This is a genomic window from Kitasatospora sp. NPDC048239 (assembly GCF_043202015.1).
Classification (GTDB): domain Bacteria; phylum Actinomycetota; class Actinomycetes; order Streptomycetales; family Streptomycetaceae; genus Kitasatospora.
In genome coordinates this window covers 497,299-524,227 of sequence record NZ_JBICZP010000005.1, presented here as the reverse complement: position 1 = coordinate 524,227, position 26,929 = coordinate 497,299, and the positions used below count along the sequence as shown (strand labels likewise).

Genomic DNA, 26,929 nt, shown 5'->3' with positions numbered 1-26,929 from the left:
ATTGTGTGGGCTTCCGTGTCCGAGTCAAGGGAGGCCGCCGTGTCCCGAACGCCGCAGGAGATCTTCCAGAGTTACGTCTACGCCGGTCCCTTCACCCGGAACGCCGATGCGCTTGCCGAGAACTTCACCGAGGACGGCGTCATCGAGCTGCCGCTCCTGCCCGCCGGCGCCGCCTTCCCCAGGCGGCTGGTGGGCCGGGAGGAGATCCGTGCGGTGATGGCGGCGCACTACGAGCGCCAGGCGGAGGGCAGCCGCACGCCGAACGCCGAGAAGTCCGCATACGTGCTGCACACCACCTCCGACCCCGACGTGTTCATCGCCGAGATCGACACGGTCTTCGACGGCGACGGGGACGGGGAGACCGTCTCGCTGGTGCAGATCTTCCGCGTCCGCGACGGCAGGATCGCCCGGCTGCGCGACTACTTCGCGCCCGACCTGATGAGCTGAGGAAGCCCGGGAGCGGTGCCGTGCCGGGCGGGCCCGACGGGTCAGGCGTCCAGCGGCTGCCAGGCCGGGCCGTCGCCGTCGCCGTCCGGCCGGACCTGTCCGAACACCACGTCGGCGAAGTGGACGCCGAACCCGATCGTGCCGGGCTCCGCCAGCTCGGCGACGAGGCGGCGGCGGTGCTCGGCGGTCCGGACCAGGTCGTGGTCGAAGGCCGAGGACCACTCGGGGTGGTCGATCTGGATCGGCGAGTGCACGGCGTCCCCGAAGGCGATCAGCCGCCGTCCGCCCCCGGAGACGACGTACTCGGCGTGCCCGACGGTGTGGCCGGGGGTGATCCGCACGTGCACACCGGGGAAGACCTCCTGCCCGTCCGTGACCGTGCGCACCCGCGGTGCGAGGGCCTCGACCTGCGCGGTCATGCCCTGCTCCAGCAGGATGTCGCGGCGGTCCCACTCCGGCTCGGAGACCAGGTAGTCGGCGTGGGCGAACGCGGGCCGGTCGCTCCCGGGGGCGGGATCGCAGGCCCAGCCGAGGTGGTCGGAGTGCAGGTGGGTGAAGGCCACGGCCTCGATGTCCTCGGGGCGGCGGCCGAGTTCGGCCAGGCTCCGCAGCAGCGCACCGCCGTGGATCACCCCGAGGGGGCCCTCCTCGGCCGCTAGCCTCTGCGGGCCGAAGCCCGCGTCGATCAGCAGCGCGCGGCCGCCGTGCTCCACCAGCAGACCGCCGACGCTCCCCACGAGGTGGCCCGTGGCGTCCAGGTACTCCGGGTGGGTAGCCCAGACCTCGTCGGTGGTGTCCTGGAGCAGCTGCAGCGGCCGGAGCCGGACGTCGCCGTCCGGGACGTACGACACCTTCGTGTCACCCAGCCGTATCGAGCGGATTCCCGCCGGGCGGCGCAGTCGTCCGTCCTGAGCAGCCGTCAAGTCAGCCATGGGTTCTCTCCTGTGAGTCGTCGTCCGGTCGTCGCCGGGTTCCTCGGCGACGACGCCAACCATAAGCATCAAGCTCGAATCATTCAAGCTGCAATTATTTCGCCTTGACGGATTTGTTAGGGTGATGGCATGACGACGCCCCCCGAGCCGCAGGTCATCGCCGAGCGACAGCTGTGCGGCCTGGTGAACGGGCTCGCCCAGCGGATCGCCGAGCACGTCCGGGAACGCGCCGCCTCCCTGGGCCTCACCGCACCCCAGGCGACCGCGCTGCGGGAGATGAGCGGGCCGATGACCATGCGGGAGCTCTCCGAGCGCATGAGCTGCGAGCCCTCCAACACCACCTTCGTCGTCGACCGGCTGGAGAAGCAGCGACTGGTCGAGCGCCACCCGCACCCGACCGACCGCCGCGCCAAGCACCTCGTCCTCACCCCCGAGGGGGCCGCCCTGCGCGAGCGCCTCCTCGAACTCCTCGCCCTGGGCTCCCCGCTGTCCGGCCTCACCCCGGAGGAGCAGCGCGTCCTTCGCGGCCTGCTGGAGCAGGCCGTCACCTCTCCGTGAGCCGGCGGGGCCCTCCGCCCGGGCACCCCCGAACATCACGCGCGCACCGCGTTCGCTAGGTTGGGGATCAACACGCACAACCGGGGTTCTGCAGAGGGGTTTTCACGATGGCCGAGCAGGCGGTCCACCAGCTGTTCTCCTACGGGACGCTGCAGCTTCCCGAGGTCCAGCTCGCCCGGTTCGGCCGGCTTCTGGAGGGGCGTCCCGACGCGCTCCCCGGCTTCCGCCTCACCCATGTCACGATCACCGACCCCGAGGTGATCGCGGCCAGCGGCACCGACCGCCACCCCCTGGTCGTCGCCTCCACCCAGGACGGCGACGCGGTGGAGGGCAGCGTCTTCGCCATCACCGACGCCGAGCTCGCCGCCGCGGACGACTACGAGGTCGACGACTACGCCCGAACCGCGGTCGTCCTGCGGACGGGCGCCAAGGCGTGGGCCTACCTCGCCGCGAACCCGCAGGAGAGCACGACCTCCTGACCGATCGGGCCGCCCTCACCCTCAGGACAAGGCTCCCGGCCCGGCCCCTGAGACAGCCGGGACACCGCGGTCAAGCCGGTAGAGCACATGCCGACGCAGGACATGCCGTGGCGCCGCGACGTGGGCGGCCCCGGCGAGTCGTCCGGCCGCGGTCCGGCCGAGATGCTCGTGGCGACGGCCCGCGCGCACGGCGTGGCCACCCCCGGCGACCTGCTGCTCGGAGGCGAGGCCCAGGACATCGGCCCCTACACGGTGACGGTCTACGGCCTGGGCATGGCCGTCGGCTGATCGGACCCGTCGCCTCGGCCAGGCCCACCGGGCGGGCACCCGCGGGTGCCCGCCCCGCTTCCTTCGCCTGGAGGCTACCTCCGTGCGCCGGAGCGCTCCTGCACGCGGGCGGACAGCAGCCGGCCCAGTGCCAGCACACTCAGACCGAACATCAGAACGCCCAGCGGGACGTGGAGCGCCGGCCGGTGGGTGACGCCGAGCACGACCTGGATCGAGGCGAGTACGAGGAAGCCGGACGCGTACAGGATGGAGCGGGGCGACCCGCCGCCCGGCCGCCACGCCAGGACCGCGGCGAGCAGGTACACCATCGACGCGGCGTACATCACGCGCGCTCCCACGCTGTGCAGCACCTCTCCGTAGGAGGAGGACAGCAGCAGCCCGGCGGTGGTCGCCTGGAAGAAGATGGCCAGGGTCTGCAGGGCTACCGCCACCTGCAGGAACGTGGGCCTGCTCGGAATCGCCGTCGTCTGTGTGGCCATGGCGCGGTCCCCTCTTCTGCCTCGCGGCAGTGATCGATAGTGTCTCGGTAGTCCGACGACGCAGGCCCTCGAAATGTGAGGCGAAGCGCCGACCCAGAGTCCGCCGGGGTGTCTCGTCGGCTGGTCGAGAGCGGAAGCGGACAAGAGCAACCAGGAGCGGTCGCACCATGAACACCCCGTCCGTGGCAGGCCACGACCGGTCCGAACCGGATCTGAGCGCGATCGTCGGAGAGCGGCGGCAACTGGTCAATCTGGCCTACCGGCTGCTCGGTTCGCTGGCCGAGGCCGAGGACGCCGTACAGGAGACCTACACCCGCTGGTACGCGATGTCGCGACAGCAGCAGGCGGCCGTCGAGTCGCCCGGTGCCTGGCTGACGACGGTGGCCGGCCGCATCTGCCTGGACCTGCTCGGCTCGGCGCGGGTCCGCCGCGAGCGCTACGTCGGCGCGTGGATACCCGAGCCGCTGCCCGACCGCAGGGAGTGGTCCAGCGGCCTGGTGGGCGGCGGCCGGACGGTGCCGGTCGACCCCGCCGACCGGGTCACCCTGGACGAGTCGGTGAGCATGGCGTTCCTCGTCGTGCTGGAGTCGATGACGCCTGCCGAGCGGGTGGCGTTCGTCCTGCACGACGTCTTCCGGTACCCCTTCGCCGAGGTCGCCGAGATCGTCGGCCGCACTCCGGCGGCGTGCCGGCAGCTGGCCTCCTCCGCCCGTCGGCGGGTCCGCGACGCGCAGGCCCTGTCGGCCCCGCCGGCCGGACAGGCCGCTCTGGTACGGCACTTCAAGCAGGCGTGGGAGGCCGGGGACGTGAAGGCCCTCGTCGACCTCCTCGACCCCGATGCCACGATGACCGCCGACGGCGGCGGGCTGGTCGGCGCCGTCCTCCGCCCGGTCGAGGGCAGTGAGCGCATCGCCCAGTACCTGATCCACATCGCCGGAAAGGCCCCCGGGCTGACGCTTCTGGAGCGGACGGTCAACGGCCGGCCCGGCCTGGTCGCCCAGCACGCCGGCGTCACCGTGACCGTGGCGGCGTTCAGCCTCGCCGACGGCCGCATCACCCGCATCTGGGCGGTCCGCAACCCGGAGAAACTCCGACCGTGGACCGAGTGCGGACAGGACTGACCCGCACCGGGGCGGCGCCTCGGGCCCGGCCGGCCCGGGGAGGGAGCCGGGCCTGTCAGTGCCCGAGCGCCGCCTTGGCGGCCACGATGACCAGGCCGAGGAGTAGGTTGGCCAGCCCCTCGACCGCCGCCTGGCCGCGGGTCGCGCCGGCCCGGACCGCTCCCCCGACCGCCCAGGCGACCTGCTGGGCCACGGCGACGCTCAGCGCCAGCCACGCCGTCCCGGACAGGCCCAGCCCCAGGACCGGGCTGATCAGGACCGCCGCCGTGGGCAGCAGCGCCGCCTCCGCGATGGACCACTCGTGCCGCGCGACGGCCCGGACCACCCGCCGGCTGATCGGTTGGCCGACCAGCCGCTCACCGGCGAGCCGCGCGTACACATGGGCGCCCCAGAACACCAGGCCGGTGACGATCAGCAGGACGGCGAGCTGGAGGCGCGGATAGTCGCCGACGGCGCCCGCCGTCGCCACCACCGAGGCGGCGAGCAGCGAGCCGTAGACCGCGCCCGCGTAGTCCGTGCGCTCCGCCGCGGGCGGTGCGCCGCGGTCCCCTCCCCGGGGCGGGACGGCTGGACTGTTCATCCGCCGAAGATAAGCGGCGCGGGCGGGGTTTTCCGGTGAGGCGGGCCCGGCCGCCGGCGGACCGGTCCGCCGGATGGCACCGGATGGCCGCCGAACCGCCACCGGGCCCGCCCGGGCGGCTCGCGCCCGGGGCTCGCTCGCGCGTCCGCCCCCGATTGCTCCTACCGTGGACAGGGAAAGCGCACCGGTGTCCCTCCGCCTGCTCCTCCAGCGGCTCCCCGGCGCCGGTGCCGAAGCACCAGGAGGCCCTCCACCATGTCCACCACATCGGAAACCCCCGTCCTGGACACCCTCGCCGCGATGACCGTCGACTCGATCGAGCGGTGCGGCCTGCCCCCGGACACGCTCATCCTCACCCGGATCGCCGCGCTCGCGGCCTGCGACGCGCCCCCGATCTCGTACCTGGCCCACGTCGATCCCGCGCTGCGATCGGGTCTGACCGCCGCCCAGCTCCAGGACGTCCTGGTGGCGATCGCCCCCATCGTTGGCACCGCCCGCGTCATGACGGCCGCCGGCAACATCGCCGCGGCCCTCGGTATCGCGATCGCCGTCGCCGACGCGGAGATCGAGGCGGAGATCGACGCCGCGAGCTGATCCCGGCCGCCCGGCCGCGGTCTGCGGCGCCCGGAGCAGCACCGGCCGATCCACCCGGGGCCGACGGCACCGCGGACCGGGCCTGCGGCAACCGAATCCGCCCGACAGAATCCGCCCGGCCGGACTGCGGCCCGACGGGGCAACAGCCCGACGTGGCAGCAGCAGGACCGGGAATCAGCCCGGCCGGGCAGAAGGCGGTGGAACCGATGAGCGACGTCACCGCGGCCCCAGGATCACCCGCCGCCGCACGGCGGATCCTCGCCCCGCTCGCCCTCGCCCAGTTCATCTGCAGCTTCGCCGGCTCCAACATGAACGTGATGATCAACGACATCAGCGAGGACCTCGGCACCACCGTGCAGGGCGTGCAGGTCGCGATCACGATCTTCCTGCTGGTGATGGCCGCCCTGATGATCCCCGGCGGCAAGCTGACCGACCGCTACGGCCGCAAGCGGTGCCTGCTCGCCGGCCTCCTGGTGTACGGCCTCGGCGCGCTGCTGAGCGCCGCCGCTCCGGGCCTGGGCGTCCTCATCCTGGGCAACTCGATCCTCGAAGGCGTCGGGACGGCCCTGCTCATCCCGCCCGTCTACATCCTCACCACGCTGCTCTTCACGGAGACGGCCTCGCGGGCCCGCGCGTTCGGGACGATCATGGCGCTCGGGGGCGTCGGCGCGGCGGCCGGTCCGCTGATCGGCGGGCTCATCACGTCCGCGCTCAGCTGGCGGGCGGCGTTCGTGTTCCAGGCCCTGGTGATCGTCGTGATCATCGTCCTCATCCGCCGGATCGAGGACCCTCTCCCGCCGGATCCGACCCGCCCCTTCGACACCGTCGGCACCGTCCTGTCCGCCGTCGGACTCGTCCTCGTCGTCACCGGCATCCTGGCCGCCGACGACAACGGCTGGCTGATGCTCGCCCTGCTCGTCCTCGGTGCGCTCTTCCTGGCCGGGTTCTTCCGGTGGGTCCGCGCCAGGGAGCGGGCGGGCAAGGAGCCGCTGCTCTCCACCAGCCTGTTCCGCAGCCGCACCTCCAACCTCGGGCTCGTCACCCAGAACACCCAGTGGCTGCTCCTGATGGGCGTGTCCTTCACCGTCGCGTCCTACCTACAGGTCGTCCGCGGCTACGACGCGATCCAGACCGGCGTGATCTTCACCGCGGCCACCCTCGGGATCCTGGTGTCCTCCCTGGCCGCCGAACGCCTCGCCAGGCGGCACGCCCAGCGCACCCTCATCCTGACCGGGTTCATCGGCACGATCACCGGCATCGTCGTCCTGATCCTCGTGGTGCACGGCTCCCCCGGCGCCTGGGCCTTCGCCCCCGGGCTGCTCCTGATCGGCCTCGGCCTCGGCGTGATGCTCACGCCCTCCGTCAACATCGTCCAGTCGAGCTTCACCGAGGAGCGGCAGGGTGAGATCTCGGGCCTGTCCCGCAGCGTCTCGAACCTCGGCTCCTCCCTCGGCACCGCCATCGCCGGCACCATCCTGGTCGCCGGCCTCACCAGCCACGCCTACGCCGCCGCGATGGTCACCCTGGCAGCCGTCGGACTCGTCGGCCTCGCCGCCGCCACCCTCCTGCCGCACACCCCGGCCCCGGCCCCCTCGTCCGCGCCCGCCTCCTCCGGACGGGAGGGCGGACCCGGGCCGACGCCGGGTGGCTAGGACCCCGGAGAGGTGTTTGCAAAGTCGTGTCGGGACTTTGCAAACACCTCTCGGGCCCTCCGCGGACGTCCGGCGCGCCGGCAGGCGGGCGCTCAGCCCGCGACGAGCGCGTCCCACTGGTCGCGGGTCGGGCCGTCGGGCCGGGGCGAGTAGTCCGGGCGGGCGGCCAGCCAGGCGGTGACGTGCCCCTCGACCTCGTCGCTGCCGTACGCCTCGTCGGCCGGTAGCACGAGATGGCGCACCTGGGCCCGGGCCCTCATGACGACGGGGTCGTCGAAGGCACAGGCGGCCCGGGCGGCGGCCCGCCGATCCGAGGGGGGTGCGCTCTCGGCGAGGTTCCGCTCGTTGGCGCGGTCGGCCGCGACCTGCGCGTCGAACAACGGGCGGAGGTCCTGCGCCGTCCAGGCGTGGTAGCCGGTCGGGTCCTCGGCGATCCGGTCGACGTGGGTGGCGAGGTGCTGTGCGGCGCGCATGCCGAGGGCCACGCCGTGGCCCAGGGTGGGGTTGGTGTGGATGAGGCTGTCCCCGGCGTTGACCAGGCCGGTGACGACCGGACCGTCACCGTCGGCGAGGGAGGTCCAGCGGTTGTCCAGGCCGGCCATCGCCAGGACGGCCGACTGCGGTTCGGGGGCCAGGTCCAGCCAGGCCGCGGCGGCGGGGAAGCGGCGGGCGACAGCCTCGAACACGGCGGGGTCGGTGAGCGCCCCGCGGGTCGGATCAGCGGTGGAGACCACCAGGTTCACCGCGAAGATGCCGTTGTCGGAGGGGAAGACGCCGGCCAGCGCGAACGGTGCGGCCGAGCCGTTCTGCACCCGCCCGGGGCCACCCGGGCCGTCGGCCCGCAGCCGGTACCAGCGGCACAGATAGGCGATCCCGGCACGGTGGCTCTCGACCACGGGCGGGCGGCAGCCGGCCTCGACCAGCCAGGCGGGAACGGGCGAGCGACGACCGGACGCATCGACGACGAGGTCCGCCCGGTGCAGGTCCGCACCCGCCTGCACGCCGGTGACCCGGGCCGGGCGGCCCTCCCCGAAGGTGAGGCCGCGTACCCGGCAGCCGCGCCGCACGTCGACGGTGCGTTCCCGCCGCACGGCCGCCGTCAGGGCGGCCTCCAGCACGATGCGGCGGGTGCGCAGGGTCACCAGCTCCTCGTCGCCGGCCCGGTGCGGCGGATGCTCGCCGAACCAGTCGAAGTCGTGGTACTCGGTGGCTCCGCGCGCCAGCAGGTCCGCGTGGACATCGGGGGCCTCGGTGAGCAGCACGCTGCGGACCGGTGCGAGGAACGAGTGGGGCTGGACGGCCTGCGGGACCTTGGGCCTGCGCCAGTCGAAGAAGTCCTGGTCCAGGTCCTCTCCGGCCTGCCGCGTGTCCTGTTCGAACAGGGTGACCGGGTGGCCCCGCCGACCGAGCATGAGCGCCGTCGCCAGCCCGCTGATTCCTCCACCGATCACTGCAACCCGCGCCACAGAGCTCCCCTTCGCGTCGTGTTGCGGACGGAGCCTACTGTTTGGCGATCTTGGACCGGCCGCCGGGGTGGTCCGCCGCGACCCGGATCCGGTCACCGGGCGTGACGGCGCAGCCCATCGGAGCCGCCCGGCTAGATCCGGCCAGCCGCCCGAGGGGAGGCCGGCGCCGGCGACCGCGACCAACCGCACGGGGCCGGCGACACCCCTCCGACCTGTGGGAACAGCAATCGACGGGTCGCTCGCTCCCGATCGCCGGCGCGAGCTCTTATGCTCGACGGATGTCCCTGCTTGCCCCCGTAACCGCTCCAGAACCCGTCACGGCCGATCCGGCACGGTCCGTGCGCGGTTCGCTGCTCACCCAGTCGTGGCTCGATCTCACCTTCCTGCACTGGGCGGCGGACCCGGCGGACGTGGCGCCGCTGCTCCCGCCCGGCACCCGCCCGGACACCCTCGACGGCGTGACGTACGTGGGGCTGGTGGCGTTCCGGATGCACCGGGTGGGGTGGTTCCGGCTGCCGGGGGTGCCGTATCTCGGGACGTTCCCGGAGACCAACGTGCGGCTCTACTCGGTGGACGAGCACGGTCGGCGCGGCGTGGTGTTCCGCTCGCTCGAGGCGTCCCGCCTCGTGCCGGTGGCGACGGCCCGCCTGGGGTTCCGGCTGCCGTACGTCTGGGCGCGGATGAGCATCGACCGACAGGACGACACCGTCACCTACACCAGCGCCCGGCGCTGGCCCGGGCCGCGCGGCGCGCACAGCCGGATCTCCGTACGGATCGGCGAGCAGATACAGGAGCCGACCGGGCTGGAGCACTTCCTGACCGCCCGCTGGGGGATGCACAGCGAGTTCTTCGGCCGGCAGATGTACCTTCCGAACACCCATCCGCGCTGGCCGCTGCACCGCGCCGAGCTGACCGAGTGCGACGAGAGCCTGGTGGTCGCCGCCGGGTTGCCGAAGCCCGTCAGGGCGCCGGTCAGCGTGCTGTACTCGCCGGGTGTGCCGGTCCGGTTCGGCGGGCCGCTGCGCCCGGCCGGCATCCCGACGCCCTGATCGATCGTTTCGGAACGAGGTTCCGGGTCGGCGCAGGCGGATGGTGCCGCAGGCGGGTTGGAGCAGGCCCAGGTGGAGGTCGGCGGGCCCGGGTGGCGGCCCGGACCCGCCGACGTGCGGTGGTCAGGCGCTTGCTGCGCGCCCGCCGTTACGACTCATCGGGCTTGGTGTCCGAACCGGCCTTCGTGTCCGAACCGGACTTGGTGTCCGAACCGGACTTGCCGCCCTGGTTCAGCAGGCCGCCGAGGGCGCTCAGGTTGCCGAGGGCGCTCAGGTTGCCGGCGCCGCCGGTGACGAGCGGCGCCGCCTTGCCGGCGGCGTCGACCGCGATCTGGGTCATCTTCTGCAGGTGTTCGGTGGCGGTCTTCAGGGCCGCCTGGGCGCGGTCGCCGGCGTCCTTGTCGTTGGCGGCGGCGGCTTCGATGCCCTTGGTGAGCACCTGGCTCATGTTGGTGATGCCGCTCATGTCGCGGAACAGGTTCGCGGTGGTCATGGCCTGCACCGCTTGCAGGGCGGTCGGGTCGGGCATGGCCGCCAACGGCGTGAACCTCGCCTGGGTGGCACCCAGGGCGGCCACCGTGGTGTCGAGGTTCTGCGCGCGCGATGCGGTGGACACCGGCGCGATGTCGGCCGGCGTGATCTGGATGGGCGAGTCCTTCCAGTTCCAGAACCGGGTGAGGTCGATCTTCTCGGCCGAGTTGGCCCGGCCGAGGACGGCCTCGGCGAAGACGCCCTTGGTGGCGATGGCGATCGTGTTGGTCACCGGCGCCCCGAACGTGTTGTCGCCGGCCTTGCGGGCCTTGGTCCAGTCGTCGCGTTCCTGTTCGTTGCTGAAGTTCCACCGGAAGCCCAGGTAGTTGCCGGTGGCGGCGATCGGCCTCGGGTCCAGCAGGGTGCCGAGCAGGACCGGCGCGGCGCTCGAGCCCGCCGGCGTGTACGAGTAGTTGGCGAGGATGCGGCTGAGCGTCAGCTCGTCGGCGTTGGCCCAGACGGCCTGGCTGTAGTGGCGGCGGTTGTCGTTCAGGTGGTCCAGTACCACCTGCGAGACGTTCCCGCCGCGCACGTAGAAACCGAGCGACGCGACGTAGGTGCGGCTGCCGGACTTCACCGTCGAACCGAACAGCCCACAGACGGCCGAGGCGCCGCCGGCGTCCTCGGTCAGGTCGGGCGCGGAGGTGGTGGTCGCGGCGATCCCGAAGTTCGCCACGCCCGAGGTCATCGTCAGGCGCAGCCCGGCGAGGCTGCCGCGGGCGGCCGTGCCGGACCAGGCGTCAACGGAGATCAGCTTGTCGGCGCCGCCGAACGTGTAGGTGGCGCGCTGCTGCACGCCGGAGCCGCCGGTGTCGCCACAGCGGAAGGTCTGGCCCGGGAAGACCACCTGGATGCTGCGGATTCCGGCGTCGTCGTACCAGACGTCGATCTTGGACGCGTAGGGGGAGTCGGCCTTCGGCGGGACGTCGAAGGCCACCGGCGCCTCCCGCACGGAGTTGAGGATCCGGAGCATCGCCCCGCTGTTGCGGAGTACCCAGTACTCCCCGCTGACGGACGAGGCGATCCTCACTACGGCGTTCGGCGTGGGAGCGCTGTCGCTGGGAGTGTTCCAGGTCGTTCCGCCGGGCATCAGCGTGACGCTCCTGCCGTCGGAGGTGAAGGCCCAGAGCATGCCGTCCGCATTGGTGGACAGGCGCTGCACGGTCAAGGCTTGCGGACTCAGGTCCTGCCAGCCGGTGGCAGTGCGCACGTAGGTCCGCCCCTGTCGGCAGTACCAGACCTTGTCCTTGCCGACGACGGCGACGTCGTCGGCCTCGACGTTCAGGGGCTGCCACGGGCCGTTCTGGGGGCGCTGCCAGAGCGTGCTGTCCCCGCCGACGACGTAGAGCGTGCCGTCCGTGCCGCAGGCGAGGCTCAGCCCCTTGAAGCCCTGCGAGTCACTTCGCCAGGCCGTCCCGTCGAACTGCACGACCGTCTTGTCGGCCCTGAGCCCCCAGACCGTGCCCTTGCCCGGCATGATGCGGTTCAGGCCGCCGTCCAGCCCGGTGGTCGGCAGCGGGTTCCACTGCCGGGCCACCGGATCGAACCGGACCGGGCTGCTGTCGTACCTGCGCACCCCGTACACGCCCATGGGCCCGCCGGCGATGTCCGACAGGTCCACCCCGTCGAACTCCTGGGTCGTCGGCGACTCCGGCGCCGTGCACTGGTCGAGCTTGCGTACGGTGGTGTCGAACGGGTTGGCCGCCCGAATCCTCGCCGCCCACTCGGCGGGCGCCACCGACGCGAGCACCTCCTTGTACCGCTGCAGGCTGGAGTAGGTGAAGGTGAGCTCCTGCAGCGGGATGAACAGGCAGCGTTCCAGCTTGGTCGGCCTGGTCGTCACGTTGTAGACCTGGACGACCTCGTAGTACTGCACCGACATCGCGTGCATGTGGTTGTAGTTGGTGACGACCCGGGTGAGGACCTGGTCCTTCTCGGCCTGCGACGTCTCGCGCACGACCGTCATGTTCCGGCTGCGGGCCGCGGTCGCCAGCTGCTGGGTCCGCGCGCTGATCCGCTGGGTCGCCTCGGCCGCGACGGACTTCACGCCGGTGGAGCGCGACACGGCGGTCGCGAATCCCGAGTTCGACGACTCGCCCCAGTTGCCGCCGCCGCCCATGCCGAAGATCGCGACACCGATGCTGCCGCCGGAGCTGGACGACCTGCTCGACTGGGACATCTGGGAGTTGCCGGACTGCTCCTCGCGGGCGATCGCGTTCGCGACCTCGCTGATCGAGCGGCTCTGGTCGGTGGTGCCGGACAGCGTGTCGGACTCGGCAGTGGTCTCGGTGCCGGTGGCCTTGGTGGTGCGCTGCCAGTCGACGACCGCGACCTTGGTGCTCTCGCCGGGCGCGAGCGCGAGGCTGTGCAGCAGCCGGCCGAGCGTGACGCCCTGGGCCGACCAGCTCTGCTCGGTCGTGACGATCATGCCCTCGGCCGGGCGGTCGTAGAACGGCAGGTGCTCCTCACCGAGGTCGATGGCGCCGGTCAGCTTCCGCGAGGGCTTCGCTCCGGGGATGTCGGTGAGCACCACCGAGCGGTACCGGACGATCTCCGTCGGGTAGTTGCCGGTGGTCGGAAGGAGGTCCTTCGGCGTCGGGCCGTCGAGTGCCGACCTGTCCACCTCGATCTTGGGCGACGTACTCGCCGGGGTGGTCGCCGGCGTGGTGGCAGATGTTCCGGTGCTCGGGGTGGTCATCACGATTCCCGTCTGCGAAGAGGGCGAGGGAGACTCCGGTACGGCCGCCAGGACGTGGAGCGCCCGACCAGGGGCGAGGCCCTGCCCGGTCGATCTTGCAGGGCAAGATCGACCGGACGGGACTCACTGGCGCCTTCCGGGTCGCTCGAAGCTACACAGAACGATCACAGCTACGGCACACTTTGCCGAACTTGGCCAGAATCAGTGCCCGAACCAGCGGCCCTCCCGCGGCGCCCTCCTCGGGCGGCCGTCCGCCCGCTCCCCGGGGCGCCGGCAGCAGCGGCCTTCGGAAACTCCGGATCTCCCACCGAAACGATCAGCGGGAGACGCGCCCGCCGCCGACCCGGGCCCTCCACAGATGTGTCCGGGTTGTGAAAACTCGCGCGTTCTGACCCCTTGTCAGGTCGATCATTCCTCCCTACCTTCGGGGGTCAGGACTCCGGGCCCCATCGGGCCTGGCGGTCAGCGGCGGCCGCAACCCGCGCCGTCGCCGGACGCACAACAAGACCTGGAGGCGTCACATGCCCGTACTCATGATCGAAGAGATCCGCGACGCGGGTCCGCTGGTGGTCGACGACGAGGCCATCGTGTTCGAGGACGACGACCGCAACGACCATGACGCCACGGCGTGTCTCGCCGACCCGTGGGTGACCGCCACCACCCGTTTCGCCTGCGACTTCAACTCCTAAGCGGTGACCGATTCCATCGCCGGCCTCAGCGGGTGGTCCGATGACACGTGGTCGTACCTGAACGATCCGCGGATGCCGGCGGTGGAACACGGTTGGAAGCTGCACGTCTCGGCCCGGCCCGGCGACCTCGGCACCGTGACCGGCCTCGTCCTGCCGGTGCTCTCGCGCCACGTCTGCCACGCGAAGTGGGCCAGGAGTCCGGAGACCCTGCGCGCGATCAACTCCGGCGCGTCGAGTGCGGGCGCCGTCGGGAAGGCCATCACGGTCTACCCGGCACCCGGCACCGCCGTCCGGATCGCCGACGAACTCGTCGCCGTACTGCGCGGCCGGGAGGGCCCGCAGATCGTCAGCGATCGACGGGTCGATCCGAACTCCCCCGTCTACTACCGATACGGGCCGTTCACGGGCGACTACCGGACCGGCCGGAGCGGACGGCTCGAGTCGGTGATGACCGGCCCGGACGGCCGGGTCTTCGACGGCCTGGCCGGCGGCGCGTACCGGTGCCCGCCCTGGGCCGAGGACCCCTTCGAGAACCGGCCCGGGCAGCGCGCCCGGCCGCGCTCCTCCACCGGATTCGGCGGCGAACGCTACCGGATCACCGGCGGCATCGCGCGCAAACCGCAGGGCAACCTCTACCGCGCGGTCGACACGGACACCGGGCTGGCGGTGGTCGTCAAGCAGGCGCGGGCCTTCGTGGCCGAGGAGGAGTCCGGTGCGGACACCCGCGACCGGCTGCGCAACGAGCGGACGGTCCTGGCCGCGCTCGACACCGTCGCAGGGGTGCCCCGCGCGCTCGACTACTTCCGGCACCGCTCGGACGAGTACCTGGTGATGACCGACTGCGGTGACCGGAACCTGCGGCGGGACGTCCAGGAGAACGGCCCGTACCAGGACGGCGAGGCCCGGTCGTCGCGCGCCCTCGCCGATCTGGCCGCCCGGCTCCTGCGCATCCTGGACGGCATCCACCTCTGGGGCGTGGTCGTGCGCGATCTCAAGCCCGACAACGTGGTGCTCGACGCCACGGGCCGCTGCCATGTGATCGACTTCGGGATCAGCGCGCTGGACGGCGCCGGTCCGGACGGCTCGACCCCCGGCTACAGCGGCCCGGTGCGACGCACGGCCGGACCGGCCGAGCCCGCCGACGACTACTACTCCCTGGGCGCGACCCTCTGCTTCGCCGCCACCGGCATGGATCCCGTGGTCGTCGACGCCGACGCCGCCGTCAACCGGGACCGCACCCTCGCCGGCCTGGCATGGGCCCTGCCCGGCGACGACCACCGGCTGATCCGGGCGACGATCACCGAGCTGTTGAGCCTCGATCCGGCCGTGCGGACCGCCGGCGCCGACCGGCTGCGCACCGGCTCGCCCGAAGGGCCCGAACCGTCTGCGGTGTCCAGGTCATCACGGGTATCGCGGGTATCGCGGGTATCGCGGGGGCCCGGTCGGCCCCGCTTCGACGACGGCCTGCTCGCGGAGATCATCGAGCACACCACCGCGTTCTGCGTCGACGAGGCCCGCAGGATCGCGGACCCGGTGCTCTCCGCACGCGAGACCATCCCGACGCCGGTCGACGTCTACGGCGGCAGCTCGGGGCTCGGCCTGGAACTCCTTCGCCATCTGCACCGGCCCGAGGTGCGCGAGGCCGTCGACGCCCTGGCGCAGTGGACGGCCGGCCAGTCCAGGAGCCTCTCACCCGGCTTCTACGCGGGGCGTACCGGCGTCGACCTCTTCCTCGCCGAGGCGGCGGTGGTCCCGGACGCCGGCGACGTGAGCGTGAATGCGGACGCGGCGGGCGCGGGAGAGGCCGCGGGCGCGGGAGGGGCGGAAGGCCACCCGGCCCTGCCGACCCGGGGACCGGACGGCGGCCTGCCGGAGGCGGACCTGATCGAGGGCGTCGCCGGAATCGGCATCGGCCGACTGCTGCTCGCCCGCCGCGCCTCCGCGGGCGGCAACGTCCCCCTCGCCGACCAGCTCCTCGCCGACCGACACCTTGCCGACCGACTCCTCGCCGACCGGCACCTCGCCGTCGCCGCCGAGTGCGCGCGGATGCTGGCGTCCGGACGGGCCCGGCTGACGCCCGCGGGAGCCGACACGACCGGCAGCGCCGCCCTGGGCCAAGGCCTGGCGCACGGCGAGGCGGGTGTCGCGTACTTCCTGCTGGAGTACGCCGACGCGACCGGGGATCCCGCCGCCGTCCTCCGGGCCGGGCAGGCGGCCGCGCACCTCGCCGCCATCACTCCGGGCATCATCGCGGCGGCGACCGGCCCGGGGGCGACCCGCCGCTACGGCTCGTGGTGCCGGGGCCTGGCCGGAATCGGGGCAGTGCTCGTCCGGGCCGCCGACCGCCTCGGCGAACCCGGGTACCTCCTCCTCGCCCAGCAGACCGCACGCACCTGCGCCGTGCTGGCACCGCGGATGCCCCTGGTCAACCAGTGCTGCGGGCTGTCCGGGGTCGGCGACCTGATGGTGGACGTCGCCAAGGCCTCCGGATCCGAGGAGTTCTGGGGCGCCGCCGAGACCATCGCCGCGATCATCCTGAGCCGCAGCGGCGGCACCTCGTCGCGCCCGGTCTTCCCGGACGCTGGCCTGACCAGGCCGAGCGCCACCTGGGCCGGCGGCTCCGCCGGGGTGCTCGCCTTCCTCCGGCGACTGCACGACCGGGGCGGGGAGCGGCTCGGCCTCCTCGGCTGACCCGCCCGGCGGCGGACGCGGGCGCATCAGCCGACCCGCCCGGCGGCGGACGCGGGCGCATCAGCCGACCCGCCCGGCGGCGGACGCGGGCGCCCGGCTCAGCTGCGGACCCGGCTGACCCGGCCCTCGTCCCACACCGGCTCGTCCGCCTCCACCACCCGGCCGTCCGCCCGGAAGACCAGGAACCGGCTGAACACCCGGGCGAACCACCGGTCGTGGGTGACCGCCACCACCGTTCCGGTGAAGGCGGCCAGGGCCTGTTCCAGGGCCTCGGCCGAGATGAGGTCGAGGTTGTCGGTCGGTTCGTCCAGCAGCAGCAGGGTCGCCCCGGCGAGCTCCAGCAGCAGGATCTGGAAGCGCGCCTGCTGCCCGCCCGACAGGGTCTCGAAGTTCTGGCGCCCGGCGCCGGCCAGTCCGTAGCGACTCAGGGCCGACATGGCGCGCTCCAGGTCCAGCCCCTCCCGGTCGCCCTCGCCGCCGCCGAGGATGTCGGCCGGGGTCCGGCCGGCCCACTCCGGGTGGCGGTGCGTCTGGGCGAACAGCCCGGGCCGGACGCGAGCGCCCAGCCTGCACTCACCGGTGTGCGCCACGGTCACGGCCGCGTCCCCGCCGGCTTCGTCCAACAGGCGCAGGAAGTGGCTCTTACCGGATCCGTTCGAGCCGAGCACGCAGACCCGGTCGCCGAAGAACACCTCCAGGTCGAACGGCCGCATCAGCCCGGTGAGCTCCAGCTCGCGGCAGGTGATCGCCCGGACGCCCGTCCGACCGCCGCGCAGGTCCGGCGCGACCCGCTGTCGGCGCGGCGGCGCGGGCGGCGGCCCGACCGCCTCGAACTTCGCCAGCCTGGTCTGGGCCGCGTGGTACCGCGAGGCCATCTCGTCACTGATGGAGGACTGTTGGCGCAGCGTCCTGACCAGCTCCTTGAGCTGCTCGTGCTTCTCGCTCCAGCGCTGCCGCAGCTCCGCCGCGCGCTGCCAGCGGGCCTCACGGGCTTCGCCCCAGGTGGCGAATCCACCGCCGTGGGTCCAGGCCGTGCCGCCTTCCAGCGTCACGACCTGGCCGGCCGTGCGGCTCAGCACCTCGCGGTCGTGGGTGATCAGCAGCACGCCCTGCCGGGTCTGCGCGAGCTGCTCCTCCAGCCAGCGCTTTCCCGGGACGTCCAGGTAGTTGTCCGGTTCGTCCAGCAGCAGCAGTTCGGCCGGGCCCCGGAGCAGGGCCTCCAGGACGAGCCGCTTCTGCTCGCCGCCGGACAGCGTCGCCACCTCCCGGTACTGCGCGGCCTGGAACGGGACGCCGAGCGCGGCGACCGTCACGGTGTCCCAGAGCACCTCGTAGTCGTACCCGCCGACCTCGCCCCAGTCCACCAGTGCCTGGGCGTAGCGGAGTTGGGTGGGCTCGTCGTCGGCCTCCATCATGGCGAGCTCGGCCGCGTCGAGGGCCGCGGCGGCGGCCCGCAGCGGCGGCGGGGCGACGGTGAGCAGGAGGTCCCGGACGGTGCGGTCGTCGCGCAGGCTGCCGATGAACTGCGGCATGACGGCGAAGGCGCCCTGGGAGCGGAACGATCCCTGCTGGGTCGGGATCTCACCGGCGAGGGTGCGCAGCAGAGTCGTCTTGCCCGCGCCGTTGTCGCCGATGAGCGCGACCGTTTCGCCTCCCGGCACCCGGAAGGAGACGTCGTGGAAAAGCTCGCGACCGTCGGCGAGAACGTGACCGAGGCCGGTGGCTTCGAGGTAGCCCATGGAAGCGAATCGTAGCCGCCGAGCGCTCGGTGGGCGATTCGATTTCGGCGGCCCATCCCATGGCGCTCCACTCGGGTGACCAACCATCAATTCACTTTCATCAGATCATAGTTAGTCGCGTGATCGAGCTATTCACTCGCTGGGCTGAATGCACGTCAAAATCCCTTGCACCGATTCCAACGCATACGGAACGGTTGCACCCGAAGGAAGCTTCGGGGCGGGGCTGGAAGCTCTCACCGGAGTGCAGTTCTGCGCCTGCGTTTCACGGATGTGTGCGCGTTCACGGATGTGTGCGCGGTACTCCCCTTGATCCCCCGTTGATCCCGAGCCTGCCACCCCACCACGGAATGCGAGAGACAACCGATGCCGTCCGATGTCACCACGCACTCCGCGGACTTCGTCCCGCGGTCAGGCCTCGTCACCGTCGCCCTCGTCGGGGCGGAATTCGGCTGGGGCAGCTCGGGGAAGCTCAGCGCGGTGCTCTCCGCGTTGCGGGAGCGGTCCGCGCCTCGCCTGCGGTTCGTCGGGCTGGCGTCGGGGCTGGGCCGCCCGCTGCTCGCAGAGCACACCGTGGACGACTGGTACGACCTGCCGGACGATCCCGGCCTGCTGGCCCCCGCGGTCCGGGAGCTCGTTCGGTCGCAGGGGGTGCAGGCCGCCGTGGTCGTCCTGGACGGCGCGGCAGCGACGGCGTTGCTGGCCGCCGGCGTGCCCACGGTGTTCGTCGACAGCCTGCCCTTCCTCTGGTCCGAGGGCGACCGGGCGGCGCTGCCGCTGGATGCGACGGTGTACTGCGCTCAGCGGAGCGTCGAGCTGCCACCCGAGTGCCTGGACGTCCTGGCCGACGCCCAGGGGTTGCGCTGGGTCGAGGCGGTCATCGCCCGGCCCCGCGCTTCGGGGTCGTCGGGGCCGAAGTCCTCGGGGTCGGGGTCGTCGGGGTCGGGGTCCTCGGGGTCGGAGCGTGGCGTCGGGCGGAGCGCCAGGCGCCCCTACCGCAGGGCGCTGGTCAGCCTGGGCGGTCTGCAGGCGCCGAGGCTCGGCGATCCGTCGCACTACCCGCGCCTGGTCGTCCCGGCCGCTCTGGAGGCCCTCTCCGCCTACGGGGTCGAGGAGGTGCACATCGCCGGCAACCTGCCCGGCGACCTCGCGGGTCGGCTCATCGACGCGTCGATCGCACCGCCCAGGACGACCACCGGCCCACTCGGGCACCGCGCGTTCCTGGAGCAGTTGGCCGACTGCGACGTCCTGCTCACCTCGCCCGGTCTGACCACCCTGCTGGAGGCTGGCGGGCTGGCGGTCCCCACCGTCTGCCTGCCCCCGCAGAACCTCAGCCAGATCTTCAACGGCCGCTTCCACAGTCAGGCGCTCGGCGCCCGGCTGCGGGTGCCCTGGCCCAAGGCCGTGTTCGCCGAGGACGAGGCGCTGGCGCTTCGCGCCGAGGGCGAGGACCGCGCCTTGGAGCTGATCTACGGCGCGATCGGGGCGGCGGCCCAGGGGCTTGACCGCCAGGCCGTCGGCCACGCCCTGCGCAACGACGTCCTGGAGGCCCTGCGCCGGTCCACCCGGGTCGACGACTGGGGCGCGCTGACCACCGCGGTCGGCACCGACGGCGCGGCCCAGGTGGCCGATGCCCTGCTTGAGGTCCTCGGCCCCACGGATCCGCTGTCCTGACCCGCCCGCCCGCGTCCTACCCGTACTACCCCGTCCTACCCGTCCGGCGAGTCGTCTGGAAGGTCGTCCACCCGTGTCCACACGTGAGCGCTACCTCTTCATCAGGATCCTGGAAGCCTGCAACGCCGACTGCTTCATGTGCGAGTTCGCCCTCTCCCGTGACACGTTCCGCTTCTCCCGGGAGGACTTCGACGACCTGGTGCCCAAGGCCAGGGACGCCGGTGTGAGGTACATCCGGTTCACCGGCGGCGAGCCGCTGATGCACCCGGACGTGGTGGAGCTGGTGCGTTCGGGGACGGCCGGCGGGATGAGGATGTCCCTGATCACCAACGGCTCACTGCTGCCCAGGATGGCCGCCCCGCTGGCCGCGGCCGGCCTGGCCCAGGTGATCGTCAGCCTGGACGGCTCCTCGGGTGCCACCCACGACGTCTACCGGCGCTCCCCCGGCATGTTCGACAGCGGGCTGCAGGGCCTGCGCGACGCCGCCGCGCTCGGCGTCCTGCCCAGGGTCAACACCGTGGTCGGACCGCACAACTACATCGAGATGCCACGGCTGCAGCAGGTCCTGACCGAAGCGGGGGTCCGGCAGTGGGAGCTGTCCGCGCTCAAGCTCGACCGCACCATCACCTATCCCGACGCCGATCACGTCCGCAGTGTCTGCGATCCGGTCTACGAGGCCGACCCGGCCGACCTGCTGGTCCCGATGGGCAAGCGCTTCTACGGCGACACCCCGCAGGAGCAGGAGCGGTACTTCACCCGGTCCATCACGCCGCGCGCCGCCGAACCGCTGTGCCACGTCGCCGACGACGTCATCTACGTCGACGGCAAGTACGGGCGGATGTTCGCATGCAGCTGCATCCCGCACCGGGAGGGCGACGACGGGCCCGGTGGTGCACCACTGCGGGAGCAGGGGGTGATCCGACTGGACACCCCGGTCTTCCGGGCCCATGCCGACCACTTCCGCGAGCGCGGCCCCGAGGTGTGCAGCGGGTGCTCCACCACCGCCGCCGGATACAGCGACGACGTGGCCAGGCTCGGGGCGGTGGGACCATGGCACTACTGACCTCCGCCCAGGAGTCGTCGGCCGCACCGGACGGCCGTGCCGCGCACCGCCCGCGAGTGCTGCTGAGCGCCCGCGAGGACCAGTTGGACTCGGTGCTCGCGCTGCGCCGGGTCGGCGCCCACCTCGGCGGCCTCCGTCCGACCGGCCGGTCCGACCTCGACCCGCCACCGGTCGCAGCGCTGGTCTGTGACGACGGGCCGGCCACCGAGCGGCTGCTTGACCTGGGCGTGCCGGTGGTGCACCTGGACTCGGGCCATCCGGGCCCGGCCGACGCCGAGGCGCCACCGGGGCGTGCACTCGGGCGGATCCACCGGCCCGGGTGGCTGCCGCAGTCCGCTCCCCTCCCGCGCGGCACACGGCCCACCGGGGTCCTCGCACCGCAGCGCACCGGCAGGAGCAGGTCCCGTTCGGGCACCCTCCTGCTGCTGTCCCTGTGGTCCGTACCCGACCCGGAGACGGAGGCCTTCGCCACCGGCGCGCTGCGGGAGTTGGTCGGTGCCGCGCTGCACCGCACCGGGAGCTGCACGGTGGTCGCCGACACCGGGCTCGCGCTCCTGCGGTCCGCGCTGGGCGCTCTCCTGGAGCAGCCGGGCGTCCGGGTGCACCGGGCCGCCGACGTCGACACGGACGCGATCCATGCCGAGGCGGCCGTGTTCCTGGCCTCGCCGGTGCTCGGGGCGCTCGCCCTCGCCCAGGCGCGGCGCGCGCCGCTGGCCCTACTGCCACCACTCGGGGCCACCCAACGGGACTTGGCCGGACAGGTCTCCGCGGTCCTGCCGCTGCCCTCGGCCGACGATCCCGACGACCCGGGCCTGTGGGCCCTCTCCGCAGCCGCCGCGGCCGCCGGACCGTGGCACCTCCTCGATCCGGCCCTGGACGACCTGCGGGGCGCGCAGCGGGTCGCCCGCACGCTGCGCCAACTCGCACTCGCCCCGCTGTGATCCCTGCGGACGCCGCGCTACCGGCTCTGCCCCGACTCGTCAGTCCGTTGAGTCGGTCCGATGAGTCGGCCCGCCGATTCGGCCGCGCCGTTTCCGCACCCCCCTCGCCCACCTCGTCCCCGTCGTGCTGGAGCCGCCATGTCCGACACCCTTCGTGAACCCACGGCTGCCACCCGCCCCGAACTGATCCGCCCCAGGGTCCCGGAGACCGACTGGGACGACTGGCGCTGGCACATGCGCCGACGCATCACCACCGTCGAGAAGGCCCGGCAGTGGATCAACCTCAGCACCGACGAGGAGCAGGCCATCGCGGGGGTGGCGGGCAAGTACCGCTGGAGCGTCACTCCGTACTACGCGTCGCTGATGGATCCGGACGACCCCGGGTGTCCGGTCCGGCAGCAGGCGGTGCCGGCCCTCGGCGAGCTGATGGAGTTCCCCGGCGCCGAGGTCGACCCGGTCGGGGACACCTACTACCGCAAGACCAACCGGGTGGTGCACAAGTACCCGGACCGGGTGATCATGCTGATCACCGAGGCGTGCCCGGTCTACTGCCGCCACTGCACCCGCAAGTTCCACACGACCGACGTCGAGGGCACCTACTTCCGCGACGACGAGGGCGGCTCCTACGACGAGGACCTGCGCTACATCGCCGAACACCCCGAGATCCGGGACGTCCTGCTGACCGGCGGTGACCCGCTCTCCTACCAGGACGGCAAGCTGGAGGAGATTATCGCCGGGCTCCGGGCGATCCCCAGCGTGGAGATCATCCGGATCGGCAGCAGGTTCCCCGTGCTGCTGCCGCAGCGGATCACCGAAGACCTCTGCTCGATGCTCGCCCGCTACCACCCGGTCTGGTTGAACACCCATTTCAACCACCCGAAGGAGATCACCCCGGATGCCGCGGCGGCCGTCGACCGCCTGCTGCGGCACGGGATCCCGGTCGGGAACCAGACGGTGCTGCTGCGCGGGATCAACGACGACGTCGCCACCATGCGCACCCTGATGACCGAGCTGCTGCGGATCCGGGTCCGGCCGTACTACCTCTACCACTGCGACAACGTCACCGGGGTCTCGCACTTCATGACGTCCGTGGAGAAGGGCTGGGAGATCATGGCCGGCCTGCAGGGCCACATCACCGGGTTCGGCGTCCCCCAGTACGTGCTGACCACGAAGATCGGCAAGATCCCGATCGCCCAGCCCTCCTTCACCCCCACCCCCGACGGCCTGCTGCTCCGCAACTACCGAGGCCAGGAGATGGTCGTCGGCGGTGAGGCGCAGCCGATCACGGAGTCCGACACACCATGAGCTCACTCGACAAGCGGCTCGGGCAGCGCTTCCTGCCCTACGGAGCGAACTACCTCGACTGGTCCGACATGTCGGAGCTGCGGAAGGTGATCGAGCACCAGGTCCTGTTCCGGTACCAGACCGAGACCGAGAGCATGGCCTCCCTTCTGGAGCGGACGGTGGCCGAACGGCTGGGTGCCGGGCACGCCCTGGCCGTGCACAACTGCACTGAGGCGCTGCGGCTGGCGCTGATCTCCACCCGCCCCGCCATCGGCGACCTGGTCCACATCCCGGCGGTGACGTTCGTCGCGGTGGCCGGCGCGGTGCTGTCCTGCGGCCTGGTCCCGGTGCTGGTCGACGCCGACGACTCGCTCTCCATGGATCCGACGCTGGTGCCGCCCGACGCGCAGCGGGTGATCACGGCCCACATGGAGGGCACGGTGGCGCCGCTGCCGACGGGTGTGCCGTATCTCGTCGAGGACTGCGCGCAGTCCCTCGGCGCGCGCTTCCCCGACGGCCGGTACGTGGGGACGGCCGGCTACGCCGGGACGTTCAGCTTCCACCACAACAAGGTCCTCACCTCGGGCGAGGGCGGGCTGGTGGTCACCAACGGTGACGAGGCCTGGGCGACCATGCGCCGCTACCACGACCACGGCTCGGCGCGGGTGCCGGGCCACTACCCGACGTGGAACCAGGACGCCCACTTCGGGGAGAACTTCGTGACCAGCGAGCAGGTCGCGGCCGTCCAGTGCCAGCAGTTCCGGCACCTCGACGAACTGCTCGCCGGTCTGGAGCGGATGTACGCCATCGCCATGGCCGAGCTGCCCGACCGGCCCGATCTGGAGGTCCGGCCCCGGGCCGTCGGTGATGTCAAGGTCAGCCTGAGGTTCCGCTGCGAGAGCAAGGAGTTGCGGGACTCCGCGGTGGCCGCGCTCACCGCGGCCGGCATCGCCAACTGGACGCTCGGGAAGTACCTGCTGCCGGACCATCCGGTGCTCACCGGCCGTCGTTCGCTCTACCGCGACGGCTTTCCGTGGAACCACGCCCCCGAGGGCCCGCTCGCGCTCAGCCGCGACGGCTTCGCCCGGACCAGGGACCTGCTGGACCGCACCCTGTGCGTGCCGCTCTCCCCGGAGCTGCCCGAGGAGGAGCAGGCCCTCGCGGCCAAGACCGTCCGCCAGGTGCTGGAGGCGGTGTGACCGACGCCGAGGTGCTGTTGATGGTGGACGACCGGCCGTCGTCCTTCACCCGCTACGCTGTCCGGGAGTTGGCCGACCGGCTGGTCCTGCTGCGGTTCGCCGAGACACGTCTGGACCTGCCGGAGGACTACCTCCTGGAGACCGCGCACCTGCCCGCCTTCTGGGTGCGCGAGGGCGTGGCGGCGGAGGAGGAGGCGAGGCGGTACCGGGAGTGGGCGGCCGGGCTGCCGGTGCCGCCGACCCGGTTCTGCAATCCCTCGGAGCCCCGGCAGGCCGCGGCCCAGCGGTTCGCGGCGCTCGCCGGCCTGCCGCATCTGACCGAGCGGCAGGTGACCCTGGTCCGGGACAAGGCCGCCATGAAGGCGTGCTTCCGGGACCTGGGCCTGCGGACGGCGGAGTTCGCGCGGGTGCGGTCGGCCGACGGGATCGGGCGGTTCGCCGACCGGCACGGCTGGCCGGTGGTGCTCAAACCGGTGGACTCCTTCGCCTGCGTGGACACCCACCGGCTCACCGGGCCGGACGACCTCGCCGGGATCGGTCCCGGCGGGATCGACCTCGGCGCGCGGGACTGGATGGTCGAGGAGCACCTCGGAGGTACCGAGTGGGAGGTGTGTGCGCTCATCCTCGACGGAGAGGTCCTGGACGCCTGGCCGAGCGCGATGCCCTGCCGCCCGCTGGACATCGTCGACGGCGCGATGAACGCCAACATCAGCGTCGGCACCGGCGAGGGCCCGCCGGTCGACCTGCGGGCCCTGGTCCAGCGCATCGTCACCGGGATGGGCGTGGACCACGGTTACGCGCACATGGAGTTCTTCCTGATCGGCGGGGAGGTGTACGCGGGTGAGATCGGCGTGCGGCTCGCGGGCTGCGAGATTCCCGCCAACCACGGCCACGCGTACGGCTTCGACGTGTTCGGCGCCACCCTGGCGGTCTACCTCGGTCGGCGCCCGGAGCTCGACTACCGCGAGCGCCGCTGTGCGGGCGACCTGCTGCTGCCGCTGCCCGGGTCAGGGGAGGTCCGGCGGATCACGTCCAGGGAGGAGATCCTGGGGATGCCCGGGGTCGTCGACGCCGTCCTCAAGGTCGGTACCGGTGATTTGGTGACGGCCCGTCGGGCCTCGCACAACGCCTCGGGGTACGCCCATGTGGTGGGAGGGTCGCTCGCCGAGGTGGAGGCCCGTATGCGCGCGGTGCTCGACCGGTTCACGATCGAGGTGGTGCCGGGCGAGGTGGTGCCGGGCGAGGCGACGCCCGCCGAGGTGGTGTCGGCGCAGGAGGCCGATGTCGTCCCCACCTGACCCCCACCCGCGCCACCCGCGCCGCCCGCGCCGCCCATGCGAGCGACGGCGCGGCACCCGACTCCGCCGCCTCCGGGCGGCCACGGAACGGAGACCGACCACGTGACCAGCGGCCTGCCCCGTCGCTTCCTCGACCTGCTCACACGCCCCCGGGTGGCCGGGGCGGCCTGGTGGAGCGTCGTCTCCAGGCTGCCGGTCTACCTGATGTCGCTGGCCATCGTGCTGACGGTCCGTGAGCAGGGCGGCAGTTATGCCCAGGCCGGCCTGGTCGCCGCGCTGTACACACTGGGGATGGCCCTCGGCAGCCCGCTGATCGCCCGCCGCCTCGACCGCAACGGGCGCTCGGCGGTGCTGACCGCCACCGCCGTCGCCTACCCGGTGGCACTCGCCGTCCTGGTGTGGGCGACCCACCCGGGCGGGTGGGCGCAACCCGCGGCGGCGGTCGTCGCCGGGGTGGTACTGCCGCCCGCCAACGCCTGTATGCGCTCGCTCTGGGCACGGCTGCCGCTCCAGGAGGAGGAGCGCGAGACGGCCTACCTGTGGGAGGCGCTGCTCACCGAGGTCCTGGTGATCGGTGCACCACTGATGCTGGCGGCGCTGATGCTGGTCGGCTCGGCCGGTCTGGCGCTGACGGCGGTCGCGGTGGTGGGCGGCCTGGGCACGCTCGGACTCGCACACACCCGGCTGCCGACCGGCACCACCGAGGGAATCGCCGCAACGGCCGCCGACAGCACCGAAGGCACCGGAGGCATCGAAGGCACCGCGGTGGCCGCTCCGCAGGGCCGGCGCCACCTGCTGGGCCCGCTTCGGGAGCCGGCCCTGCTGGCGCTGACCGGCATCATGGCCGTCTCCGCGGTGCCCATCGGTCTGCTGACCCTGGCGATCCCGGCCTTCGTCGCCCGGCACGGGGCTCCGGGCGGCGCGGGCGTGGTGTACGCCTGCTGGGGGGTCGGCAGTGCGCTGGGCGCCCTGTGGCTGGGGCGGTCCCAGTCCCAGGTGGCCCCCCATGTGCGCTTCCCCCGTCTGCTGCTGGCCTACGCCATCGGGACGGGCCTGACACTGCTCGCCGGCTCCCAACTGGGCCTGGCACTGGCACTCGCGGTGGGCAGCGCGCCCATCGCCCTGGTCTCCGCCAGTGAGATGACCCTGGTGAGCGGTATCGCCGACGGGCGGTCCATGGCGGAGGCGTTCACCTGGGCTTCGCTGGCCACCGTCCTGGGCGACGCCCTCGGCCAACAGGTCGGCGGGCTGCTGATGGACCCGTTCGGGCCGCGGACGGTGTTCGCGGTGGCGACCGGAGCCGCCCTGGCCGCCGCCGCGCTGGCCTTCGGCTGCCGGGGTCTGCTGACCCGGCAGTCGGCGCCGTCGGTGGAGTGTGCCGTGTGACGGCCGCACCCGAAACCCGAGGCCCCCAGCGCCCGCTCGCCCTTCCCCTCCTTCTCCCCCACTCGCCCTTCCCGCGCGCCCTCCCGGTGCGGAC

General features: G+C 72.7%; 23 protein-coding genes. 17 read left to right on the top strand and 6 right to left on the bottom strand.

Annotation, left to right across the window (positions count from 1 at the left end):
• Positions 1-39 precede the first annotated feature (39 nt).
• Positions 40-447 carry a nuclear transport factor 2 family protein gene (locus tag ACGFZP_RS16910; protein ID WP_392933133.1) on the top strand — a complete coding sequence of 136 codons (408 nt, stop codon included), beginning with the start codon at positions 40-42 and terminating at the stop codon, positions 445-447.
• A gap of 41 nt (positions 448-488) precedes the next feature.
• On the opposite strand, the gene ACGFZP_RS16905 is transcribed toward ACGFZP_RS16910, so the two are convergent.
• On the bottom strand, positions 489-1,379 hold the full coding sequence (locus tag ACGFZP_RS16905) for an MBL fold metallo-hydrolase (protein WP_392933131.1): 891 nt from the start codon (positions 1,377-1,379) through the stop codon (positions 489-491).
• Positions 1,380-1,508: 129 nt separating this feature from the next.
• Here ACGFZP_RS16905 and ACGFZP_RS16900 point away from each other — a divergent pair, with 129 nt between their 5' ends.
• The 3 genes from ACGFZP_RS16900 (at position 1,509) to ACGFZP_RS16890 (ending at position 2,704) form a co-directional block, all read left to right on the top strand.
• A complete protein-coding gene (locus ACGFZP_RS16900) occupies positions 1,509-1,937 on the top strand; it encodes a MarR family winged helix-turn-helix transcriptional regulator (RefSeq protein WP_392933129.1) in 429 nt (142 codons plus the stop codon).
• A gap of 107 nt (positions 1,938-2,044) precedes the next feature.
• On the top strand, positions 2,045-2,416 hold the full coding sequence (locus ACGFZP_RS16895) for a gamma-glutamylcyclotransferase family protein (RefSeq protein ID WP_392933126.1): 372 nt from the start codon (positions 2,045-2,047) through the stop codon (positions 2,414-2,416).
• A gap of 87 nt (positions 2,417-2,503) precedes the next feature.
• Positions 2,504-2,704: a hypothetical protein gene (locus tag ACGFZP_RS16890; RefSeq protein ID WP_392933123.1), complete on the top strand. Its 201-nt coding sequence runs from the start codon at positions 2,504-2,506 to the stop codon at positions 2,702-2,704.
• A gap of 74 nt (positions 2,705-2,778) precedes the next feature.
• Here the strand turns inward: ACGFZP_RS16890 and ACGFZP_RS16885 are convergent, their stop codons facing one another.
• Complete coding sequence (locus tag ACGFZP_RS16885; protein ID WP_392933122.1) at positions 2,779-3,183, bottom strand: hypothetical protein; 405 nt, start codon at positions 3,181-3,183, stop codon at positions 2,779-2,781.
• 167 nt (positions 3,184-3,350) lie between these two features.
• Here ACGFZP_RS16885 and sigJ point away from each other — a divergent pair, with 167 nt between their 5' ends.
• Complete coding sequence (gene sigJ, locus ACGFZP_RS16880; protein ID WP_392933119.1) at positions 3,351-4,304, top strand: RNA polymerase sigma factor SigJ; 954 nt, start codon at positions 3,351-3,353, stop codon at positions 4,302-4,304.
• A 55-nt stretch (positions 4,305-4,359) separates the two neighbouring features.
• Here the strand turns inward: sigJ and ACGFZP_RS16875 are convergent, their stop codons facing one another.
• Positions 4,360-4,884 (bottom strand): hypothetical protein, encoded by a 525-nt coding sequence (locus ACGFZP_RS16875; RefSeq protein WP_392933117.1) that lies wholly within the window; start codon positions 4,882-4,884, stop codon positions 4,360-4,362.
• A 255-nt stretch (positions 4,885-5,139) separates the two neighbouring features.
• Here ACGFZP_RS16875 and ACGFZP_RS16870 point away from each other — a divergent pair, with 255 nt between their 5' ends.
• Both ACGFZP_RS16870 and ACGFZP_RS16865 read left to right on the top strand, forming a co-directional pair.
• Complete coding sequence (locus tag ACGFZP_RS16870) at positions 5,140-5,478, top strand: carboxymuconolactone decarboxylase family protein (RefSeq protein WP_392933114.1); 339 nt, start codon at positions 5,140-5,142, stop codon at positions 5,476-5,478.
• Positions 5,479-5,684: 206 nt separating this feature from the next.
• On the top strand, positions 5,685-7,130 hold the full coding sequence (locus ACGFZP_RS16865; protein WP_392933112.1) for an MFS transporter: 1,446 nt from the start codon (positions 5,685-5,687) through the stop codon (positions 7,128-7,130).
• A gap of 92 nt (positions 7,131-7,222) precedes the next feature.
• On the opposite strand, the gene ACGFZP_RS16860 is transcribed toward ACGFZP_RS16865, so the two are convergent.
• On the bottom strand, positions 7,223-8,596 hold the full coding sequence (locus ACGFZP_RS16860; protein ID WP_392933111.1) for an FAD-dependent oxidoreductase: 1,374 nt from the start codon (positions 8,594-8,596) through the stop codon (positions 7,223-7,225).
• A gap of 278 nt (positions 8,597-8,874) precedes the next feature.
• Here ACGFZP_RS16860 and ACGFZP_RS16855 point away from each other — a divergent pair, with 278 nt between their 5' ends.
• The gene (locus ACGFZP_RS16855; protein WP_392933109.1) at positions 8,875-9,645 is read left to right on the top strand and encodes a YqjF family protein; all 771 of its coding nucleotides are present in this window, start codon (positions 8,875-8,877) and stop codon (positions 9,643-9,645) included.
• Positions 9,646-9,793: 148 nt separating this feature from the next.
• Here the strand turns inward: ACGFZP_RS16855 and ACGFZP_RS16850 are convergent, their stop codons facing one another.
• Positions 9,794-12,874 (bottom strand): hypothetical protein, encoded by a 3,081-nt coding sequence (locus ACGFZP_RS16850; RefSeq protein ID WP_392933107.1) that lies wholly within the window; start codon positions 12,872-12,874, stop codon positions 9,794-9,796.
• A 521-nt stretch (positions 12,875-13,395) separates the two neighbouring features.
• Between ACGFZP_RS16850 and ACGFZP_RS16845 the strand changes: the two genes are divergently transcribed.
• A complete protein-coding gene (locus ACGFZP_RS16845; protein WP_392933105.1) occupies positions 13,396-13,563 on the top strand; it encodes an SflA family class IV lanthipeptide in 168 nt (55 codons plus the stop codon).
• A gap of 3 nt (positions 13,564-13,566) precedes the next feature.
• A complete protein-coding gene (lanL, locus tag ACGFZP_RS16840; protein ID WP_392933102.1) occupies positions 13,567-16,254 on the top strand; it encodes a class IV lanthionine synthetase LanL in 2,688 nt (895 codons plus the stop codon).
• 98 nt (positions 16,255-16,352) lie between these two features.
• On the opposite strand, the gene ACGFZP_RS16835 is transcribed toward lanL, so the two are convergent.
• Positions 16,353-17,993, bottom strand: a complete 1,641-nt coding sequence (locus tag ACGFZP_RS16835; protein ID WP_392933100.1) for an ATP-binding cassette domain-containing protein — start codon at positions 17,991-17,993, stop codon at positions 16,353-16,355.
• A 363-nt stretch (positions 17,994-18,356) separates the two neighbouring features.
• Between ACGFZP_RS16835 and ACGFZP_RS16830 the strand changes: the two genes are divergently transcribed.
• The 7 genes from ACGFZP_RS16830 (at position 18,357) to ACGFZP_RS16800 (ending at position 26,835) form a co-directional block, all read left to right on the top strand.
• Positions 18,357-19,664, top strand: a complete 1,308-nt coding sequence (locus ACGFZP_RS16830; protein ID WP_392933098.1) for a hydroxymethylcytosylglucuronate/cytosylglucuronate synthase — start codon at positions 18,357-18,359, stop codon at positions 19,662-19,664.
• A 73-nt stretch (positions 19,665-19,737) separates the two neighbouring features.
• Positions 19,738-20,727: a cytosylglucuronate decarboxylase gene (gene blsE, locus ACGFZP_RS16825; protein WP_392933095.1), complete on the top strand. Its 990-nt coding sequence runs from the start codon at positions 19,738-19,740 to the stop codon at positions 20,725-20,727.
• Entirely contained in the window at positions 20,715-21,668 is a 954-nt protein-coding gene (gene blsF / locus ACGFZP_RS16820; protein ID WP_392933092.1) for a CGA synthase-related protein, read from the top strand. Before blsE ends, blsF begins: the two co-directional genes overlap by 13 nt.
• 138 nt (positions 21,669-21,806) lie before the next feature.
• Complete coding sequence (blsG, locus tag ACGFZP_RS16815) at positions 21,807-22,973, top strand: arginine 2,3-aminomutase (protein WP_392933091.1); 1,167 nt, start codon at positions 21,807-21,809, stop codon at positions 22,971-22,973.
• Positions 22,970-24,151, top strand: coding sequence for a DegT/DnrJ/EryC1/StrS family aminotransferase (locus ACGFZP_RS16810; RefSeq protein ID WP_392933089.1), 1,182 nt, complete (start codon positions 22,970-22,972; stop codon positions 24,149-24,151). The genes blsG and ACGFZP_RS16810 overlap by 4 nt, the downstream gene beginning before the upstream one ends.
• Positions 24,148-25,449: an ATP-dependent carboxylate-amine ligase gene (locus ACGFZP_RS16805; protein WP_392933087.1), complete on the top strand. Its 1,302-nt coding sequence runs from the start codon at positions 24,148-24,150 to the stop codon at positions 25,447-25,449. Before ACGFZP_RS16810 ends, ACGFZP_RS16805 begins: the two co-directional genes overlap by 4 nt.
• Before the next feature lie 102 nt (positions 25,450-25,551).
• A complete protein-coding gene (locus ACGFZP_RS16800; RefSeq protein WP_392933085.1) occupies positions 25,552-26,835 on the top strand; it encodes an MFS transporter in 1,284 nt (427 codons plus the stop codon).
• Positions 26,836-26,929: the final 94 nt, after the last annotated feature.